At 47.2% G+C, this 16,820-nt stretch carries 16 protein-coding genes; 4 read left to right on the top strand and 12 right to left on the bottom strand.

Annotated elements, in window-relative coordinates; translation table 11 throughout:
* Positions 1 to 12: 12 nt before the first annotated feature.
* The 4 genes from KFF03_RS09900 to KFF03_RS09885 form a co-directional block, all read right to left on the bottom strand.
* Positions 13 to 1,287 (bottom strand): efflux RND transporter periplasmic adaptor subunit, encoded by a 1,275-nt coding sequence (locus tag KFF03_RS09900; RefSeq protein ID WP_255856729.1) that lies wholly within the window; start codon positions 1,285 to 1,287, stop codon positions 13 to 15.
* A 12-nt stretch (positions 1,288 to 1,299) separates the two neighbouring features.
* Positions 1,300 to 2,661 (bottom strand): TolC family protein, encoded by a 1,362-nt coding sequence (locus KFF03_RS09895; protein WP_255856728.1) that lies wholly within the window; start codon positions 2,659 to 2,661, stop codon positions 1,300 to 1,302.
* A gap of 151 nt (positions 2,662 to 2,812) precedes the next feature.
* Positions 2,813 to 3,199, bottom strand: coding sequence for a hypothetical protein (locus tag KFF03_RS09890; RefSeq protein WP_255856727.1), 387 nt, complete (start codon positions 3,197 to 3,199; stop codon positions 2,813 to 2,815).
* Between the two features lie 60 nt (positions 3,200 to 3,259).
* Entirely contained in the window at positions 3,260 to 4,486 is a 1,227-nt protein-coding gene (locus KFF03_RS09885) for a GNAT family N-acetyltransferase (protein WP_255856726.1), read from the bottom strand.
* 170 nt (positions 4,487 to 4,656) lie between these two features.
* Between KFF03_RS09885 and KFF03_RS09880 the strand changes: the two genes are divergently transcribed.
* Positions 4,657 to 5,115, top strand: a complete 459-nt coding sequence (locus KFF03_RS09880) for an HIT domain-containing protein (RefSeq protein ID WP_255856725.1) — start codon at positions 4,657 to 4,659, stop codon at positions 5,113 to 5,115.
* Positions 5,116 to 5,162: 47 nt separating this feature from the next.
* The gene (locus tag KFF03_RS09875; protein WP_255856724.1) at positions 5,163 to 5,957 is read left to right on the top strand and encodes a hydroxyacylglutathione hydrolase; all 795 of its coding nucleotides are present in this window, start codon (positions 5,163 to 5,165) and stop codon (positions 5,955 to 5,957) included.
* Positions 5,958 to 6,405: 448 nt separating this feature from the next.
* On the opposite strand, the gene KFF03_RS09870 is transcribed toward KFF03_RS09875, so the two are convergent.
* The 6 genes from KFF03_RS09870 to KFF03_RS09845 form a co-directional block, all read right to left on the bottom strand.
* Complete coding sequence (locus KFF03_RS09870; protein ID WP_255856723.1) at positions 6,406 to 7,452, bottom strand: AraC family transcriptional regulator; 1,047 nt, start codon at positions 7,450 to 7,452, stop codon at positions 6,406 to 6,408.
* A 65-nt stretch (positions 7,453 to 7,517) separates the two neighbouring features.
* Positions 7,518 to 8,336 carry a metal-dependent hydrolase gene (locus KFF03_RS09865; RefSeq protein ID WP_255856722.1) on the bottom strand — a complete coding sequence of 273 codons (819 nt, stop codon included), beginning with the start codon at positions 8,334 to 8,336 and terminating at the stop codon, positions 7,518 to 7,520.
* A gap of 242 nt (positions 8,337 to 8,578) precedes the next feature.
* Positions 8,579 to 9,313: an SGNH/GDSL hydrolase family protein gene (locus KFF03_RS09860; protein WP_255856721.1), complete on the bottom strand. Its 735-nt coding sequence runs from the start codon at positions 9,311 to 9,313 to the stop codon at positions 8,579 to 8,581.
* Positions 9,313 to 9,933, bottom strand: coding sequence for a uracil-DNA glycosylase family protein (locus tag KFF03_RS09855; protein ID WP_255856720.1), 621 nt, complete (start codon positions 9,931 to 9,933; stop codon positions 9,313 to 9,315). The genes KFF03_RS09860 and KFF03_RS09855 overlap by 1 nt, the downstream gene beginning before the upstream one ends.
* Before the next feature lie 80 nt (positions 9,934 to 10,013).
* Positions 10,014 to 10,370, bottom strand: coding sequence for an HU family DNA-binding protein (locus KFF03_RS09850; RefSeq protein ID WP_255856719.1), 357 nt, complete (start codon positions 10,368 to 10,370; stop codon positions 10,014 to 10,016).
* Positions 10,371 to 10,551: 181 nt separating this feature from the next.
* The gene (locus tag KFF03_RS09845; RefSeq protein ID WP_255856718.1) at positions 10,552 to 11,370 is read right to left on the bottom strand and encodes an SDR family oxidoreductase; all 819 of its coding nucleotides are present in this window, start codon (positions 11,368 to 11,370) and stop codon (positions 10,552 to 10,554) included.
* 267 nt (positions 11,371 to 11,637) lie between these two features.
* Here KFF03_RS09845 and aspS point away from each other — a divergent pair, with 267 nt between their 5' ends.
* On the top strand, positions 11,638 to 13,413 hold the full coding sequence (aspS, locus tag KFF03_RS09840; protein ID WP_255856717.1) for an aspartate--tRNA ligase: 1,776 nt from the start codon (positions 11,638 to 11,640) through the stop codon (positions 13,411 to 13,413).
* 140 nt (positions 13,414 to 13,553) lie between these two features.
* Positions 13,554 to 13,880 carry a hypothetical protein gene (locus tag KFF03_RS09835; RefSeq protein WP_255856716.1) on the top strand — a complete coding sequence of 109 codons (327 nt, stop codon included), beginning with the start codon at positions 13,554 to 13,556 and terminating at the stop codon, positions 13,878 to 13,880.
* Between the two features lie 84 nt (positions 13,881 to 13,964).
* Here KFF03_RS09835 and KFF03_RS09830 read toward each other — a convergent pair whose 3' ends face one another.
* Both KFF03_RS09830 and KFF03_RS09825 read right to left on the bottom strand, forming a co-directional pair.
* The gene (locus KFF03_RS09830; RefSeq protein ID WP_255856715.1) at positions 13,965 to 15,497 is read right to left on the bottom strand and encodes a hypothetical protein; all 1,533 of its coding nucleotides are present in this window, start codon (positions 15,495 to 15,497) and stop codon (positions 13,965 to 13,967) included.
* A gap of 238 nt (positions 15,498 to 15,735) precedes the next feature.
* Positions 15,736 to 16,722, bottom strand: coding sequence for a glycosyltransferase family A protein (locus tag KFF03_RS09825; RefSeq protein ID WP_255856714.1), 987 nt, complete (start codon positions 16,720 to 16,722; stop codon positions 15,736 to 15,738).
* Positions 16,723 to 16,820: the final 98 nt, after the last annotated feature.

The following is a 16,820-nucleotide window of genomic DNA, read 5'->3' as shown; positions in this document are numbered from 1 at the left end:
GAAAAATTCCTCTTAGTGATCGTGGCTGGCGCCGCTTTTTAATACATCGGCTTTTAATAAAAAGCTGTTGCTGGTGACGTATTCGGTGCCGGGTTCCAGGCCGCCTAATACTTCGATCCAGTCATCACTTTGTTCACCCATTTCCAGCATGCGGACTTCGTAGTGGTTGCCGTATTTCGCGAACACCACCGGCATATCGCGGAAGCTTTGCAGGGCTGAGGTTTTTACTGCCAGAGGAACCTGGCGTTCTGACGTTTTGATATCGGCTTTAATGTGCATACCCGGGCGCCAGTGGCCTTCGGCGTTATCGATAACGGCACGGGCGCGAGCGATATGACCACCGGTCATTTGTGGCGCAATGTATTCGACTTTGCCAGCCGCTCGTTCATGGTCGTGCATATCGTAAACCTCGACATCCTGACCGATGGCGAGTTTTTCGATATTTTCCGGGAAGGCAGATAAGTTCACCCAAACACGGGATAAATCAGAGATCTGCATTAAGGCCTGATTATCCGCACGGTCACCCTGGTTCACGGTTAATTCTGTGACTTCACCGTTTACTGGGCTTTTCAGAGTGTAGCTTTGCAAGGTATCGGTATTTTTCAGGCGAATTAAGGTCTGGCCTTTTTTTACCGAATCGCCCACCTCTACCAGCACGCTTTCAACGATGCTGGAGTAGGGCGCATGCACATGAAACACCTTATCTTGTGCGGCGGCGATCACACCAAATAGAGTATCGCGGGTGCTCAGCGTTTGAGGCCCGGCAATCTCGGTCTGAATGCCCGACAGCTCGGCTAATCGTGGCGTGATCTCCGCACGGCCTTCGTGGCTTTCAAATTGCCAGTGGTATTGCTTGCCTTCAAAGCTGGCGTTAATCATGACGTCATAGGAGTGAGGCTCAACGATGGTTTGGTTGCCAACGCGGTAACCCCGCTCTGGCGTAAAGGTTAAGTTATCCTGAGCGCCGCCTAAACGATCCAGTGTGACGCTGACGTTAAATTTTTCAGGGGCAATGGACTGACCATTTTCATAGGCGAATAAACGCATTTCTGGTGGAATACCACTTTCGAAAATGGTCAGCTCTAATGTGAAATTGCCATCGTGGAGTAACTTACCGCCATTCGGCCCTTTGGCTTCTTCCTCTTCGTGATGATCATCGTGGCCATGACCGTGACCATGGTCTCCTCCAGCAAAGACAACGGATGAAATCGGGAATAATAACGAGCCGATTAATACCGCTCGCAGCAGATTGTTCGTTTTAAGCGTTTTCAGTTTGAATATGTTCATCGTTTTAAACCTTTAAATCTTGTCTTGTGCTGTATCGGGCTGGGCTGTATCCGACTGAGTGTTATCGGAAAGGGCGACAGGTGAAACAATCGGTTGCCCTAATACGCGTTCCAGTTCGAGAATCTGGTTGAATACGGTTAAGCGGGTATCCACCAGTTGTAGCTGTAATTGAAAGTGCTGATTTTGGGCGTCGATCCACTGCAGAACGGAATAGCGCCCTTGCTGGTAGGCTTTTTGGCTGTGTTTCAGCAGCGTTTCGGCCAAGGGTATTTGTTTCGATTGCAGGGTATTGGCGCGTTCCAGATTGGCGGTTAGCTTCTGCTGAATATCGGCCAGTGCTAATTGCAGTTGCTGACGTTTGATCTCGGTTTGCTGTAGCGACAGATCTTGCGTCGCTTTGGCTCGGGCAATGCGGCCACGGTTTGGATTATCAAATGCCAGTGGCATGGATACACCCAGTACCAGCGCCTGATCACCACTGGCTTCCAGCTGACGAATACCGGCGTTGACGGTCAGATCTGAACGGCCATTGGCCTGGGCTAACTGCAGTTGCTGGTCGGCCAGCCTCTGCATCGCCAGTTGATAACGGAAATCAGGCAGGGTTGATTCATTTTGAAGAGCATTTATACCGTTATCTATTTTCGCTTCCAATTCAGATTCGCTGGGTAAATCAGGCAGGTTCTGTAATGAGCCGCTGACACGGACAAATTCGGCGTTGGCCAGCCACATATGGCTCAGGCGTCGTTGTGCCTGTTGTTGGTTGCGCTGATTCTGACGTTGCTGCGCTTCACTGTTGGCCAGCTGCAGCGCCATATTAGCGACATCGGCCTGAGTCACAGCGCCAGCGTAGGCGCGTTGTTCGATCACGTTTAATGCCTTTCGCTCTCGCTGAATACGCTGTTCAAGCAATTCACTTTTGGCCTGTAACGCCAGCAGTTGATAATAACGACGGCTGGTTTCAGCCAGCGTATCAAGCCGTGTGATGTCGTATTCCAATTGCAGTTGTTGCTGCTTGCCGGAGGCGAATTCATAACGTGATTGACGTTTGTTACCCAGTTCGATGGTCTGGCTGAATGACAGGGTGATTTCTGCTTCATCAAAGCCGGATTTTTTGCCGGTACCAAGAATGTTATCGGCGCTTAAGTTGACCTTTGGAGTTGGACGAATATCAGCCTGAAGTTTGTCGGCATCAGCCTGGCGTAAATAAAACGGGTAGGCCGTTAGCTGAGGATTATTCTGTAACGTGCGATGAATTGCCTGATGAAGGGTCAGGACGTCGCTATGGTTGGCCGGTGTTTCTGCCAGTGTCGTTGTGCTGAGTCCACAACTCAGCAGCAAGGTGATGCAGTAACCTTGCGGGAAATGTAGGTTCATAAATCTTCCACCTGTCCGTACAGAAAATGCTGCGCTCTGTGTTTCTGTGCAAACAATACACATCTGGTGCGTAGTGAGTGCGCCAGTCAGAAGCTACAGTTCGGTACGAAGCAATGAATTAATACAAAAAAAGATAGTTTTCGGGTGTGGATTACGAATTTGGTGGAGGAAGCAGGGGCTTATAGGTGAGGCCCTGATAGCTTTGGTAAATTGCCGCTGGCTGCTGATTAAATAACGGCAGTTGTGGCACTTCCAATGAGTGGGCAAGCGGACAAATCACATGCACATGCACTTCATCGAGGGAGTCATGACAATTGTGGTCTGAGCCGGAATGTTGCTGGTGATCGGCGAATGATTCGTCATTATGGTGATCAACAGCGATAGGTTGGAGCATGTCCAGTAAGGTGCCCAATGAATGGACGTGTGGTGTTTCTCGGGTTGAATGGTTTTCAGCGGCCATATGCACAGACGCCGCAACGGTATTCACCAGTACGTGCTGTAGCAATAAGACTAAAACCCAAACCAGCCGTGTAGACATGATTCAACCCAAAAAAATTTCTGACAAAATACGGAATAACTTTTCGTGAGGCAAATTGGATTACGTTTCTATACTTTTAAACGGCAGAAGTGTTTCAGCATCCTGGCAGTAAGCATCGATATGTTGCTTTTCTTCCGCCACGAAATTTTCGACCGCTTGATTAAATTCCGGGTGCAATAATTGATGCGCACTGTAGGTCAGGGTGGGCTGAAAGCCGCGGCTGATTTTATGTTCACCCTGAGTGCCGGGGTCAAAGCGTTTTAATCCCCGTTCGATGCAGAACTCAATGCCCTGATAATAACAAGCCTCAAAATGCAGTGAATCGGCGTGTGATAACGCGCCCCAGTAACGGCCGTATAAAGTGGTGTCGTCAAACAGGTACAGCGCACACGCAATGCTTTGTCCGGGTTGGTCGTTATATTCCGCGCATACCAGCAACAATTGCTCTGGCATGGTTTTCAGCAGTTGCCGGAAAAAGCCTTCGTTCAGGTAGCCGCGCGAGCGCCGCTGGGCGTAGGTCATCTGATAACAGTGATAAAAGGTTTTAATATCATCTTCGCTGATTTGATCGGCGGTTTTTTGCACCATTCGAATGTTTTGCTGAGCAATTTTATTGCGCTCTTTTTTTACGCTTTTGCGTTTTCGGCTGGTGAAATGTTCCAGATAATGATCAAAGTTTTGATAAGGTTTACCATCGGCATCGTTATTAAACCAATGGAACTGACACGCCTGACGCCCCAGAACGTTGTGTTGTTGCAATAAATCCTGGTGGCTTTGTGAGTTAATAAAATTAATATGAAAGCCCGATAAATCCAGCTCGACGCATTGGCGATAAAGCACTTCTGAAATATGTTGCCAATCGGGGTTAGCCGCGCCCAATATTCGCGGGCCAGTTGCCGGAGTAAAAGGCGCCGCGAGCAATAATTTTGGGTAATACTCAAAACCGTGGCGTTCATAGGCATCAGCCCAGGCCCAGTCGAATACATATTCCGCGTAGCTGTGGTGTTTAATAAAGCAGGGCAGAATTTGCTCAATCTCACCGCTGTCATTTTCGCCAATCAAATAATGAATCAGCCAGCCCGTTTGACTTTGTTGTCGCGGGTTATTGCGATGTGCATCAATGCAGTTGTTGTCTTCCAGGGCTTTTAAAAAACGATAATCGAGAAACGGGTAGAGCAGGTCAGCTTTGTCTGAATTATCTTTCAGGCAGCTTTGGCCTAATAGCCTTTGCCATTGTATGGCTTTAATCTCATTGATTGAATATACCGCGTAATAATGTAAAGCCATGGTCAGTGATTCTGCCGGGTTGACGAGAGCTTATTATCAGGAAATTGTCCGGATGATGGCAAGAGACTGTGGTATCCGAGGCGGCAATATCTCATTTGTGTATAGAAATCAGTGACCTGTGCTCGTATCAGGGCTAAGATGAGAGTCATGTTTTTGTTGGGAGAATAACAATGTTTGCTCTGGATGAACGTTTACAGGCTGACACCATTCTGGTGGGTCGTCTGCCACTGTGTCAGGTGCTGCTGATGAACGACAGTCGCTACCCTTGGGTGATTCTGGTTCCAGCTCGTACCAATGTCTTTGAGTATTATCATCTGAGTAATGATGATCGCCAGCAGATGATGAAAGAATCGATCTTTGTGGCAGAAAAACTGGCTGATCATTTCTCCGCCAAATCCATGAACGTAGCGGCACTAGGTAATGTTGTACCGCAACTGCATGTGCATCATGTGGTTCGAAATGAAGATGACCCAGCCTGGCCAGGGCCGGTTTGGGGACACAGTCCGGCGGTGGCTTACACTTCGGATGAGCTGGAAAAGCAGGTGCACGATCTGAAAGGATTGTTTGAAAGCCACTTTGTTGCCGATCTGACCGCTGAAGAAGACGCAGAAAATAATATCTATTGGTAATCCCTGCAGGATTATCCTTTGCTATATCTTGTATACCGGATTCCCTGATGAAAATTTTGCGCCGTTATATGTTTAATCGCTTAGGTAACTTTAATTACCTGATTGGTTGCGAACAAACCCAACAAGCCATTGCCCTTGATCCGTTAGATGGCCAGCAAATGTTGGATCTTGCAGAGCAGCAGGGCTGGCAGATCAAGCTGATCATTAATACCCACGAGCATCACGATCATATTGAAGGTAATCCGGTTGTTGCCGCCGCAACCGGTGCAGAAATCTGGGCGCATAAAAATGCATTGGGAAAAATTCCGAATCAGGCACGCGGTTTAGTGGCGGGTGATATTGTCGAGTTGGGTTCTATTCGCCTGAAAGTTTTATACACACCAGGTCATACCCCAGTGCATTTATGTTTGCTGGCTGAGGCTGACGAACATAATCCGGTGCCAGTGTTATTTTCCGGCGATACCTTGTTTAACGCCTGTGCCGGCAACTGCTTTAATGGCGGTGACGTCGATACCATGTACGACACTTTTGTGTCACAGCTGAACCCGCTTCCGGATGAAACTCTGTTGCACCCTGGCCACGATTATATGAAAAATAATCTGGCGTTTGCGTTAAGTCGTGAACCGGGAAATTCGGATGCGCTGAGCTGGCAAGCTAAAGTGAAAAACGTTGAACACGACGATATGCCAGTGATGACGTTAGGGCAAGAGCGTACCTATAACCCGTTTTTGCGATTGCACAGTGACGCCATTCGCAGCACCTTGAAACAAGAGTTTCCACATCTGGGTGAAGGTGATCGTGATGTCTTTAAAGCACTGCGGGCGCTTAGAGATAAGTGGTGATCTTTTCGAAACTTGTTTTCAGTTGTAGGAATTTTTCAGCCGCCGCATCAGAGGCACATCCCTGTGCCTTTGATGCTACCGCAACATCCTGTTGCTGCTTTTGAAAAACACCTACAACTAAAAACAGATCAAACTCACTTTATATCTTCAGTATGACTATTTTAAATATGACTTTGGGCGCTTAAGGCACCTCTGATTAATTCAGTGCTCGCTTCGGCTTACTGAAAAAAGTCAGATCAAGGCGCTACTTTGCAGGCATAACGGGTTACGTCAAAAAGTAGTAACACCGAGCTGGATTTTTTCAGCAAGCCCCGAAGGGCACGGGCTGTCGAATGCTTTGACTGTGTTAACGATTTTGAAAAGGACTCGTCATTCTCTTCAATCGTTGCCTTGTCAAAATCATCCGGCAGCACTCGCGCGAAGCTGTGCAGAATTATTCAGAGGTGCCTTAAATATAATTTCTGTAGAAAACACGAAACTCCCCCGGTGTTTTTCCACTCCATTTTTTAAAAGCCCGGCAAAAAACCGCCGGGTTTTGTATGCCACATTCCTGTGCGATTTGTTTGGTGGTTTTATCGGTGTCGGCTAACAAATGGCGGGCAATATTGAAGCGGGTTTCATCCAGCAGCGGCTGAAAGGATAAACCTTCATCTTTGAGTTTTCGATTCAGTGTACGAACCGAAACTGCCAGTTCATCTGCCAGCCATTCACGGCTGATAAAATGACCCGCTCTTGCTTGTTTCTGAATGATTCGTCGAGCTTTTAACCCCAGGCTTTCGTTACTTCTTGCTGCTGCGGCTTGTTGCTCTAATTGCTCTGTGTAAAGCGCACGCGTGACACGGTTGGGTTGAGAGAGCGGAAGTTGTAAGGCGGCTTTAGCAAACCGAATGCGCGCTTGTGATGCATGTTCATGCAGTTTGCCTTGGGTAAATGCTTCAAACGTCGCTTTATGCTTGCCCAGGTCATAAGGTAAAAAATAATCCATGGTGACTTCCAGCCCACTGCGACGAATATAAAATGCGAACGCGCCAAAAATCATTTCCGTCATAATGCGTTGTACATTTTTGTCGAAATTAACCATGGGGGTGATAACAATTTCGACGGTGTTTTGTTGCTCGTGAATCTGAAAGTCAAACCCGGGGCTATAGATAAAGGCGTAACGCTGAAACGTGTCCAATGCCTCTTGAGCAGTTTGCGAATTAATTATCGCCAGTCCTAGAAGTCCAAGAGTATCTTCTTTAAAAAGCTGGCATAGCTGGACACTGAATAGCGTTGACTTATCAGCAATCAGATTGCCTGCTGCCAGCAGTAGCTGCATTTGTTTGCCCGTCAGGCTGGCGTGAGGGTCGGAGAGTGTTCTTTCTGGGATGTCGAGCAGCGCAAACAGCTTGCTGGCCGGTACCTGCATCCGGCTTATACGGGGTGAGGCAGCAATAAAATCATGCGCCAGCTGGCTGTAAATCGCCGGAAATTTCAGATGGTTCAGGTTACTCATAACCTGAGTATACTCAAGCTGGCAGCCAGTCTACAGGGCTTCGGCTGCCAGTGAGAGAAATGATTTCAGCCGTAAGCGGCGAGATCCACCCGTGCTTTTTCAATCAGGTGTTCGTCGTCAATCTGATTAGGGTGAAATCCGGGTTTGAAATACGCCAGAAACTGGCTTTTCAGATAGGAGTGACGCTTCAGGATCTGGCGTTGATCATCACGAATCAGCTTGGCTGCTTTGCGTTTGGAGTATCCTTCCTGGCGCATAAACATGGTGGCAAATTTGTAGGAATAACCACCAACCACCACAATCGCAGCTAAATAACCCAATATACGCAAGAAGTAGTTACCGCTGGCTTGCGCATACACATCGTAGGCGACCGCTTTGTGTTCGATTTCTTCAATGGCGTGCCATTGCATCAGATCTCGCATCACCGGGTGGCCATTGGCAACGTCGACATCGGTCAGTGACATCTGACTTGAAATGGCTGTCAGGTGTTCAGCACCTGCCGTCATTGCCAGACGTAATTTGGTGGGCAGCTTTTTGCGCAACTTGATAATGAAACGGTCAAACTTAGCCAGCTCACCGCGAAACTCGTAACCGTTTTTGTCGAGAATCTCAAAGTACTTCAGGTGTTCAATGGAATGTTGAGCTTCCTGGCCATAAAAGCCTTTGGCTTGTTCCTTCAATTCAGGTGATGGGTTTTTGATGGTCTTCAGGCCATCGCGCACCGCATGCATAAAGAATCGCTCACCTTCCGGGAATAACAAATTCAGGCCATTAAAATAATTGCTGAAAGCCAGATTACCATTGAGGAAATCACGCGGAACTGAGTCAAACTCAAAGTTCATCTTTCTGACCGGAATGGTGCCGGCTTCATGGGGAGCGCTCATCAGTAAACCCTTTTTATTGCTTTTCTTAAGATTATTATCGGTATTAATAATACCCGGCGATGAATATTATGCGGGACAGAAGATATGCAAATCGGGCCAAGATCTGGTCGACGCCATGTTTTCCTTACGCCTCATGCTTTCTCTGCCTGCGAATACCACAAGACACGGCTTATGGTTGATGCAAAATATTGATGAGATAAGGGCCATGGTGCACTGGTAGATTTTAAATTTAATAATAAAAGTCATTCCATGATTTTTTGCGCTACACCTTGTCCCCATAGCTCATAGCCGGAGTTATTCGGGTGGTAACCATCTTTTGCCATCCATTCGGGCTGTAGCGGTATATCAATTGAAATAAACTGCCAATCGTTATCGGCACATAGACTTTTCAGTTCATGGTTCAGCTGCCAGGCCCTTAAGCCTAAAAAATAATTCAATGGTTTAGCCAGGGCAGGGAAGCGATGCATTGGCGCCACCTGAGTGAAATATACCTGGGTTTTCGGGCTGTTCACTTTTACTTGGTTCACCAGTTGTATCAGATTTTCACGCCAATGATGGCGGCGGGTAAAGTTCGTGGTGTCGTTAACCCCCATGCTGATGATCAGATGGCTGCAGCCCGGAATTGCCTGTTGCTGGTTCAATAGCGCTATCAACTCCTGCATGGTTACCCCGGTTTGAGCAATATATTGCCATTGGTGGCTAACATTGTTTTCTGCTAAAACGCGACTGATATTGGCGGTAAAGCCGAGATTACTATGATGAACACCAACTCCGGCAACGGTGCTTTCACCCAGATGCAGAATATCCAGCGAAGTAGGTATTGTGGAATTAAATTCTCCGGATCTTGGCCCGTCGGCTTCCGGCAGTCTGAGCGCTGTTTTCCGTGTGTTTTTTCCCTGCCAGATAATTAATGGCAAGAGTGGTGCGAGTAAACAATAGCCGCTGTAACTCAGCAACAATGGCAAGCGCTGAAGCATTAGTCGGACTCCGGTTGTAATAAACGCTGCACTTCCGAACGGATAAAAGGCACAACGTCGGCCTCAAACCATGGGTTTTTCTTTAACCAGATCTGATTGCGTGGTGATGGATGGGGGAGCGGAATAAAGCCTGCCGGTGCGTCACGCCAATGTTTGACTCTTTCGGTCAGTGTTTTATTGCGTTTTAAAAAATCGCTCTCGCCATCGCTTTTTGATTGCAAATAATATTGCTGCGCGTATTGGCCAATTAACAGTGTGAGTTCAATATTGGGCATCTGCTTCAGCAGTGATGGGTGCCATTGTGGTGCACATTCGGTTCTTGGCGGTAAATCGCCACTTTTGCCTTTGCCGGGGTAACAAAACCCCATCGGCATGATGGCAATGTTACGGGTGTCGTAGAAAACGTCGTCTGGTGTTTGCAGCCATTCCCGCAGTCGTTTGCCGCTGGCGTCATTCCAGGGAATACCACTGGCATGAACCCGTGTGCCGGGCGCCTGACCAATAATTAAGATTCGCGCAGATTCTGAGGCACGTACAACCGGACGAGGCCCGAGTGGCAGGTGTTCTTCGCAGAGGGTGCAGTGTTCAACCTGTTGCAGTAGCGGAATTAATTCGGACATGTTTTTACCAGAATTCAGGCATAAAAAAAGCGGCCTGATATTTTGTATATCAAAGACCGCTTTTCAGAAAGATAAAACGCTTACAGAGCCATATCTTTCAGTTTTTTCAGTGGCAGAACCTTAACTTTGGTGGAAGCAGGTTTTGCTGCAACATCCATGGTTTCACCCGGACGGAATGGGTTTGGTACGTTTTTGCGTGCTTTTTGAGCAGGCTTTTTAACGGTTTTGATTTTCAGTAAGCCAGGCAGAGTAAATTCGCCAATTGAACGCTTTTTGATGTGACGTTCGATAACAATGCTCAGTTCGTCCAGAACCGCAGTCACTTCTTTACGGCTCAGGCCGGTGTTATCTGCAATTTCGTTCAGAATCTGGGTTTTAGTGAACTTCTCTTTTACTGCGGTAATTTTACGTGCAGGAGCGGCTTTTTTAGCAGGCATAGGTCTCTGATCCTTAAAAGTAATCTGTTCCGGTGGCTGGTTCGTGTTATTACCAGCCATTAGATTTTTATGTAAAAGAAAACGGTAAGCAAGTCTGAAATCCCTGTTTTTGTAGGCTTTTGTAAGCCACTTGGCCAAAAAATGCGCTAAAGCAAGGAAATGGCTGACCGCAAAAGCAGTGTTACGCTGTTTTCCGTAATACCCAGTTAAAGATATCGGTGTATTTGATTGGGAACAGTCTCTGGGTACGATCCATCGCTTTGGCATCGGCACCAATCAGAATACGGCGTTTGCCTTTTAATGTGCCATCAATGATGGTTTGGGCGGCTTGAGGCGGTGTGGTTTTTGCCATTTTGGCGAATTCTTCCGCTTGTTGCTCCAGTGATTTATCACCCGTCAGTGAGGTTTTCATCCGGCCATTGCGAACAATGTTGGTTTTAATTCCACCCGGATGCACCGTCGTTACCATCACATTGGTGTCTTTCAGTTCCTGGCGTAGTGATTCGGTAAAACCGCGCACAGCAAATTTGGTAGCGTTGTAAGCTCCCTGGGTTGGGAGTGCAATAATGCCAAAGATTGACGAAATGTTAATGATGGCGGCTTCCGGGCGTTGTTTCAGATGTGGCAAAAATGTTTTGGTGCCATACACCACGCCCCAGAAGTTGATGCCAACAATCCATTCCATGTCTTCATAACTCATCTTTTCAATGGTCTCAGACAGCGCTACACCGGCGTTGTTGATGATGGCATCGACCTGGCCGTGTTCACTCACTACCACATCGGCATAAGATTCCCAGGCATTGCGATTGGCCACATCGAGCGTATGAAGCGTAACCTTGCCCGAACCAGATAGGCTGGCCTGAGTCTCTTCCAGGCCCGACATATTTACGTCAGACAGTGCCAGGTGAGCGCCATCGCGACTCAGTTGTTGTGCCAGCGCACGGCCAATACCTGATGCGGCACCCGTGATTACGACGACTTTATTTGCGAAAGATTGCATGAGAAATCACATCCTGAAATGAAATTGTTGTTCTTATTGATCGATCAGGCCATGCAGATTACCTGAGTCTCAACCTGACTCAAGGTGGATTTACGTCGTCGAAGCAGGGCAGATGAGGCATTTTCACCGGGATCCGCCGGGATTTCGGAATTTATTTGATGCTTTCCCTGTTAATTCATATCGCGGGTATCGGACGTCCGGCAAAAATTCTGTATACTGCCCGCCTTTTTTATATTTCAAATTGACGTTTTGATGCGGGACCAAACGATGCGCACGCACTATTGTGGTGATATTAACGAAACCTTGATTGACGAAACCGTAACCTTTTGTGGTTGGGTTCACCGTCGCCGTGACCACGGTGGCGTTATCTTCTTAGACGTTCGTGATCGCGAAGGTCTGGTTCAGGTGGTATTCGATCCTGATACCGTAGAAGCTTTTAATACTGCGGATAGCGTGCGTTCGGAGTTTGTGGTTCAGATCACCGGTCGCGTTCGTGGTCGCCCTGAAGGTACCATCAACGAAAACATGCGCACCGGTAAGATCGAAGTACTGGGCAAAGAAATCAACGTGGTGAACAAGGCAGCAACGCCTCCGTTCCCATTAGACGGCTACACCGATGTGGGCGAAGACATCCGTCTGAAGTACCGCTACATGGATATGCGTCGCCCTGAGATGCAAGAGAAGCTGCGCTTCCGTTCTAAAGTGTCTTCTCATGTGCGTCGTTACCTGGAAGACAACGGCTTCCTGGATATCGAAACGCCAATTCTGACCCGTGCTACCCCAGAAGGCGCACGTGACTACCTGGTGCCAAGCCGTACTCATGAGCACAACTTCTTTGCACTGCCGCAGTCTCCGCAGTTGTTTAAGCAGTTGCTGATGGTTTCTGGTTTTGACCGTTACTACCAGATTGCTAAGTGTTTCCGTGACGAAGACCTGCGTGCTGACCGTCAGCCGGAATTCACTCAGATCGATATCGAAGCCTCTTTCATCGACGAAGAAGAAATCATGTCGCTGACTCAGGGCATGATCACTGAAATCTTCGAAAAAGAATTAAACGTACAGCTGGGTGAATTCCCACGTATGCCTTATTCCGAAGCGATGGAAAAGTACGGTTCTGATAAGCCAGATCTGCGTATTCCTCTGCAGCTGGTGGACGTTGCTGAATTCCTGCAAGACATCGAGTTCAAAGTATTCGCTGGCCCTGCAAAAGATCCTAAAGGTCGCGTTGCAGCACTGCGTGTACCAGGTGGTGCAGAAATCTCCCGTAAGCAGATCGACGAATACACCAAGTTCGTTGGCATCTACGGTGCGAAAGGCTTAGCGTGGATTAAGGTGAACGAGATTGAAAACGGCGTTAACGGCCTGCAATCTCCAATCATCAAGTTCATCGGTGAAGAAAACACCATGGACATCATGAACAAGCTGGGCGCACAAAACGGCGACATCATCTTCTTCGGCGCAGACAAAGAAGTGATCGTAAACGAAGCGCTGGGTGCACTGCGTTGTAAGCTGGGTGAAGACCTGAACCTGTACACCTGTGAGTGGGCTCCGCTTTGGGTTGTTGACTTCCCAATGTTCGAAGAAACCAAAGACGGTGGTATCACGGCGATTCACCACCCATTCACTGCGCCTTCCTGCTCTCCGGAAGAGCTGAAAGCAGCACCAACCACAGCACTGTCTCGTGCTTACGATATGGTTCTGAACGGTTGTGAACTGGGTGGCGGCTCTATCCGTATCCACGAACAGTCAATGCAGGAAACGGTATTCGACGTACTGGGTATCAGCGAAGAAGAGCAGCAAGAGAAGTTTGGCTTCCTGCTGGACGCGCTGAAGTACGGTGCTCCGGTACACGGTGGCTTGGCATTCGGTTTAGACCGCTTAGTAATGCTGCTGACCGGTGCTCAGTCGATCCGTGAAGTGATTGCCTTCCCGAAAACTCAATCTGCTGCGTGTGTAATGACCGACGCACCGGGAGAAGTGGGCAATGCTCAGCTGCGTGAACTGCATATCAAACTACGTGAGAAGCCTAAAGCGGAATCTTAATTCTGGCTTGGTTTTAAGTGCAGATTGATTAAAAAGAAAACGGGAGCTTCGGCTCCCGTTTTTTTGAACATGAGAAATCATCTTCGAAAAAATTAATTTTTATTGTCTTGATCTAAATACTTCAATTTCTGATATTTACTATGAACGCCAATCAAGCCTTATTATCTTTCTCCGATATCGCAAGTGAAGCCCATGCCAAAATCCAACAGGATTTTGCTGACATTAATCCGGTGATTGGTGTCATGCAGGGCATGCGCAAAATGGGTATCCCAGCCGATGTATTAACCATTGACTGTTTGCCCAGCAAAAAACGCATTCTGGTTGTGTTACACGATGAACATCCTGGGTTAATCCAGTATCAATATACCTTCAGTGATCAAGATCCGGGTAACGACTATCAGGCGATGAAGTCCAGTGACGTTACCAGTGATACCGTCTACGACTGGATTAAAGATTATTTTTCTTGAGATAGAAATTTGAAGAAATAATAAATCCGCTGGTTGATGAATGTGTTTCGCCAGCGGATTTTTTATGCTTTAACGCAAATGATTTTAAAATATAAAATGTCCGGTTTCTGCTTTCAGAACTTTCAGGCTGTTGGCTGACTTGAGGGTCATGCCAAATACCTGGCCGTTAACTGCTGATTCATTACTACGGCTACTCAACAGCACTTTACCCTGGTCGTTCACGAACAAATCAACTCTGAAGTCTGAAATATTTTTATCGAATTCGCCCAGAGAATGTACATCTGTTTTGGTTGTTGCAGACCAAAGTGTTAATGCATTCTTATCGCTACCAAAACGGAATAACACCGGAAGAGAGCTGAATTGATGGCTGCTGCTGTCGACTCGTAACCAATCTGCATTGTTAATCGTCGTTACATCGCCGTTGTCACTAATGAAGATAGCACGATGAGCGCCATCATTATCATTTCCACCAATGATAAACCCACCATCTACGGTTGTGGTTGATGAGCTTGAATTTGGAACTGCTACGGATAACAGCTTATTAACCGGTGCCGAGAGATTTTCTAAATTAACCAGTAGTAATTCATCGCTGTTGAGCTTAATCAGGATGCCATTGTGGCCTACTTCAACGTTACTAACGGTTTTGCCTGGGGTACTGGTCGCAGCATCAAAAATAACGGTTGAAACTCCGGTTTTTGCATCAAAATGATGAATCTGGCTGTCAGCACCGCCTTTGTAGAATAAGCGGCCATCCTGGCTAAATACATTCAGGATATTTTGTGTGTTGGTGAAAATCGCATCGCCCAGATTGCCACTTTCGAGTTGTTCTAACGACAAGTCGTAAAGCTTGTTGTCCACCTTGGTCAAGGCTTTGTTGCGGCTTGTGAAATTGTACACTGACACCTGGCCGGCCACATTTGCTGCCAATTGTACTGTGGTGGTTGTGTTCAGGTTACTGAATAGCAGGTTGTTGCTGCTGTCTTTGATTAAGAAACCGACCAAACGGTTATTGATTAACACCGGGTCGGTTTCATTGATACTGATTTGCAGGTTATTGGCCAGGCTGACAGGAGCTGAGCTGGCCGTCATGTTGCTGTCGATGCGAAATGAGATGTTGTCATCTTCGTCACTGCAGCGAGTATCGGCGCCTGCGGTTGTGTAAAACAGGTGGCTGGTGCTGCTATCAGACAATACAAACGTGTCACACACTTCGGTTTGCAGTGTGGCACTGCTGACCTGCTCTGGTTGATTGGTTTTGCGGTTTACCTGCAGCCAGTGATTATTTTGCAGATAAAATACGGCATCAGCGGCAGCAAACTCTGACTGGTTTGCGTGGAGGTTGAGGTCGAAGCTTTTGGGTTCCGCAGCGATATCTGAAAATTGATCATTAGTGAAGTTATAGCTGATCAGGTCAGAACCGGAAAACAGATAAGTGAAACCATCCGCAGCGGGCTCTGGGGTTGTTGGTTCGCTTGGGTCAGTTGGTTCACTTGGGTTCGTCGGTTTATCAGGATCAGGCTGGGGCGTCGGGTCTGATCCACCAGAGCCTGAACCACCGCCACCACAGGCGGTTAACAATGAAAACAAAAGGGTGGCTGGCAAGAATGCTTTATTCATTGTCAGTAATCTCCAACAACATAAATCTGGAAGTTAAAGTGGCCATTAACCACTCAAGATGTGCAACACCATTAACTTTAAGCCCGTTAGCTGAATTCAGGCTTAACGAGACTAAAGCGTTGAAATATTAACCAGTCAGTACCCGAAATGCTGTCCATCAAACTACTTAGATGGCGTGAGGAAACTACTTAGTGATCAGGCAGGAAGAGAGCAAGCACATCCTTGTGCCGTAAGCGCATCAGGCGATTTGTTTTTTGCTTTTGATTGCCCAATACAATTGAGCCAGTGCCGCTTTTGCGTTGCGTTTCGATGGATTTAATAAGGTTGCTTTGGTTTGGTGCCAGAACGCTTTAAGGAACTGTTGTTGCTCTGCATAGTGTTCGGCGTAACCGGTTGCTAAACGGCCATAAGCCTGCATGACGGCCCAGATATTGAGGCGTTTCACATAACCTTCGTGGCGCTTCATGATGATTTTCATATGGTCGAGGCGGCGCAAACGGTTGCTGGTTTTAGAACCGGGCCTGACCAGATATTCCATCAATTCTTCGTTGCAATAAGCCACGCGTCCGGCTTTGCAAAATCGCATCCATAAATCCCAGTCTTCTGCGGATTTTAGTTTGTTATCAAAACCACCAATCATCTTCTGGGTTTTGGTTTTCACCATGACACAGGAAGTGCCAATGACATTTTCACTGAAGATTTTTTCAGCCGCAGATTCCAGTTCGTGAAAATTATTATCCTGAATGGCGACTTGTTTAAAGTGTGGCCAGAAACCAAAACAATCACCAAGGTCCGTATTGTCAGGAGTCGTGTGGTGGTAGTTGGTAAAACTCATCACAATACGTGGATCGCTGCGATGAAAATCGAGTTGTTTTTTCAGTTTTCCACTGTGCCAATAATCATCAGCATCCAGGAATGCAATGTATTCGCCGCGAACACGTTTCAGCGCAAAATTTCTGGCTCTGGCTGAACCAACGCCGCGAAGATGGTAGCTGCGCAGTTGTGGAATACGTTTTTGCTGTTCTTGTAACCATGCCCAGGTACCGTCGCTGGAATTATCGTCGATAACCAGAATTTCAAGATTATGAATGCCCTGATCAAGAATGCTGCGAATTGCGCGTGGTAAATATTCCAGGCAATTGTAGGTTGGAATAACCACGCTGACACAGCATTGGCTCTTAAATTGAGCTGCACGTTTTTCACCGCTGGGTAGATTAAGGTTCATTGTTTCTCTCCGTTATTTTCATTTTTCAGTTGGCATTGTCATTGCTGAATCACTTCAAACATAAATGTTAATGAGCAAAGCAAATGCCAATGACTCAT

Origin of the sequence: Bacterioplanoides sp. SCSIO 12839, from assembly GCF_024397975.1 — a bacterium.
Taxonomy (GTDB): Bacteria; Pseudomonadota; Gammaproteobacteria; order Pseudomonadales; family Oceanobacteraceae; genus Bacterioplanoides.
This window is presented reverse-complemented; position numbering and strand designations above follow the sequence as displayed.

Excerpts from the sequence above, each read along its gene's own strand:
- KFF03_RS09830 (WP_255856715.1), bottom strand. The coding sequence starts at position 15,497 with ATGAATAAAGCATTCTTGCCAGCCACCCTTTTGTTTTCATTGTTAACC.
- KFF03_RS09850 (WP_255856719.1), bottom strand. The coding sequence starts at position 10,370 with ATGCCTGCTAAAAAAGCCGCTCCTGCACGTAAAATTACCGCAGTAAAA.
- KFF03_RS09880 (WP_255856725.1), top strand. The coding sequence starts at position 4,657 with ATGTTTGCTCTGGATGAACGTTTACAGGCTGACACCATTCTGGTGGGT.
- KFF03_RS09870 (WP_255856723.1), bottom strand. The coding sequence starts at position 7,452 with ATGAGTAACCTGAACCATCTGAAATTTCCGGCGATTTACAGCCAGCTG.
- KFF03_RS09865 (WP_255856722.1), bottom strand. The coding sequence starts at position 8,336 with ATGAGCGCTCCCCATGAAGCCGGCACCATTCCGGTCAGAAAGATGAAC.
- KFF03_RS09835 (WP_255856716.1), top strand. The coding sequence starts at position 13,554 with ATGAACGCCAATCAAGCCTTATTATCTTTCTCCGATATCGCAAGTGAA.
- KFF03_RS09890 (WP_255856727.1), bottom strand. The coding sequence starts at position 3,199 with ATGTCTACACGGCTGGTTTGGGTTTTAGTCTTATTGCTACAGCACGTA.
- KFF03_RS09885 (WP_255856726.1), bottom strand. The coding sequence starts at position 4,486 with ATGGCTTTACATTATTACGCGGTATATTCAATCAATGAGATTAAAGCC.
- KFF03_RS09875 (WP_255856724.1), top strand. The coding sequence starts at position 5,163 with ATGAAAATTTTGCGCCGTTATATGTTTAATCGCTTAGGTAACTTTAAT.
- KFF03_RS09845 (WP_255856718.1), bottom strand. The coding sequence starts at position 11,370 with ATGCAATCTTTCGCAAATAAAGTCGTCGTAATCACGGGTGCCGCATCA.
- KFF03_RS09900 (WP_255856729.1), bottom strand. The coding sequence starts at position 1,287 with ATGAACATATTCAAACTGAAAACGCTTAAAACGAACAATCTGCTGCGA.
- KFF03_RS09895 (WP_255856728.1), bottom strand. The coding sequence starts at position 2,661 with ATGAACCTACATTTCCCGCAAGGTTACTGCATCACCTTGCTGCTGAGT.
- aspS (WP_255856717.1), top strand. The coding sequence starts at position 11,638 with ATGCGCACGCACTATTGTGGTGATATTAACGAAACCTTGATTGACGAA.
- KFF03_RS09855 (WP_255856720.1), bottom strand. The coding sequence starts at position 9,933 with ATGTCCGAATTAATTCCGCTACTGCAACAGGTTGAACACTGCACCCTC.
- KFF03_RS09860 (WP_255856721.1), bottom strand. The coding sequence starts at position 9,313 with ATGCTTCAGCGCTTGCCATTGTTGCTGAGTTACAGCGGCTATTGTTTA.
- KFF03_RS09825 (WP_255856714.1), bottom strand. The coding sequence starts at position 16,722 with ATGAACCTTAATCTACCCAGCGGTGAAAAACGTGCAGCTCAATTTAAG.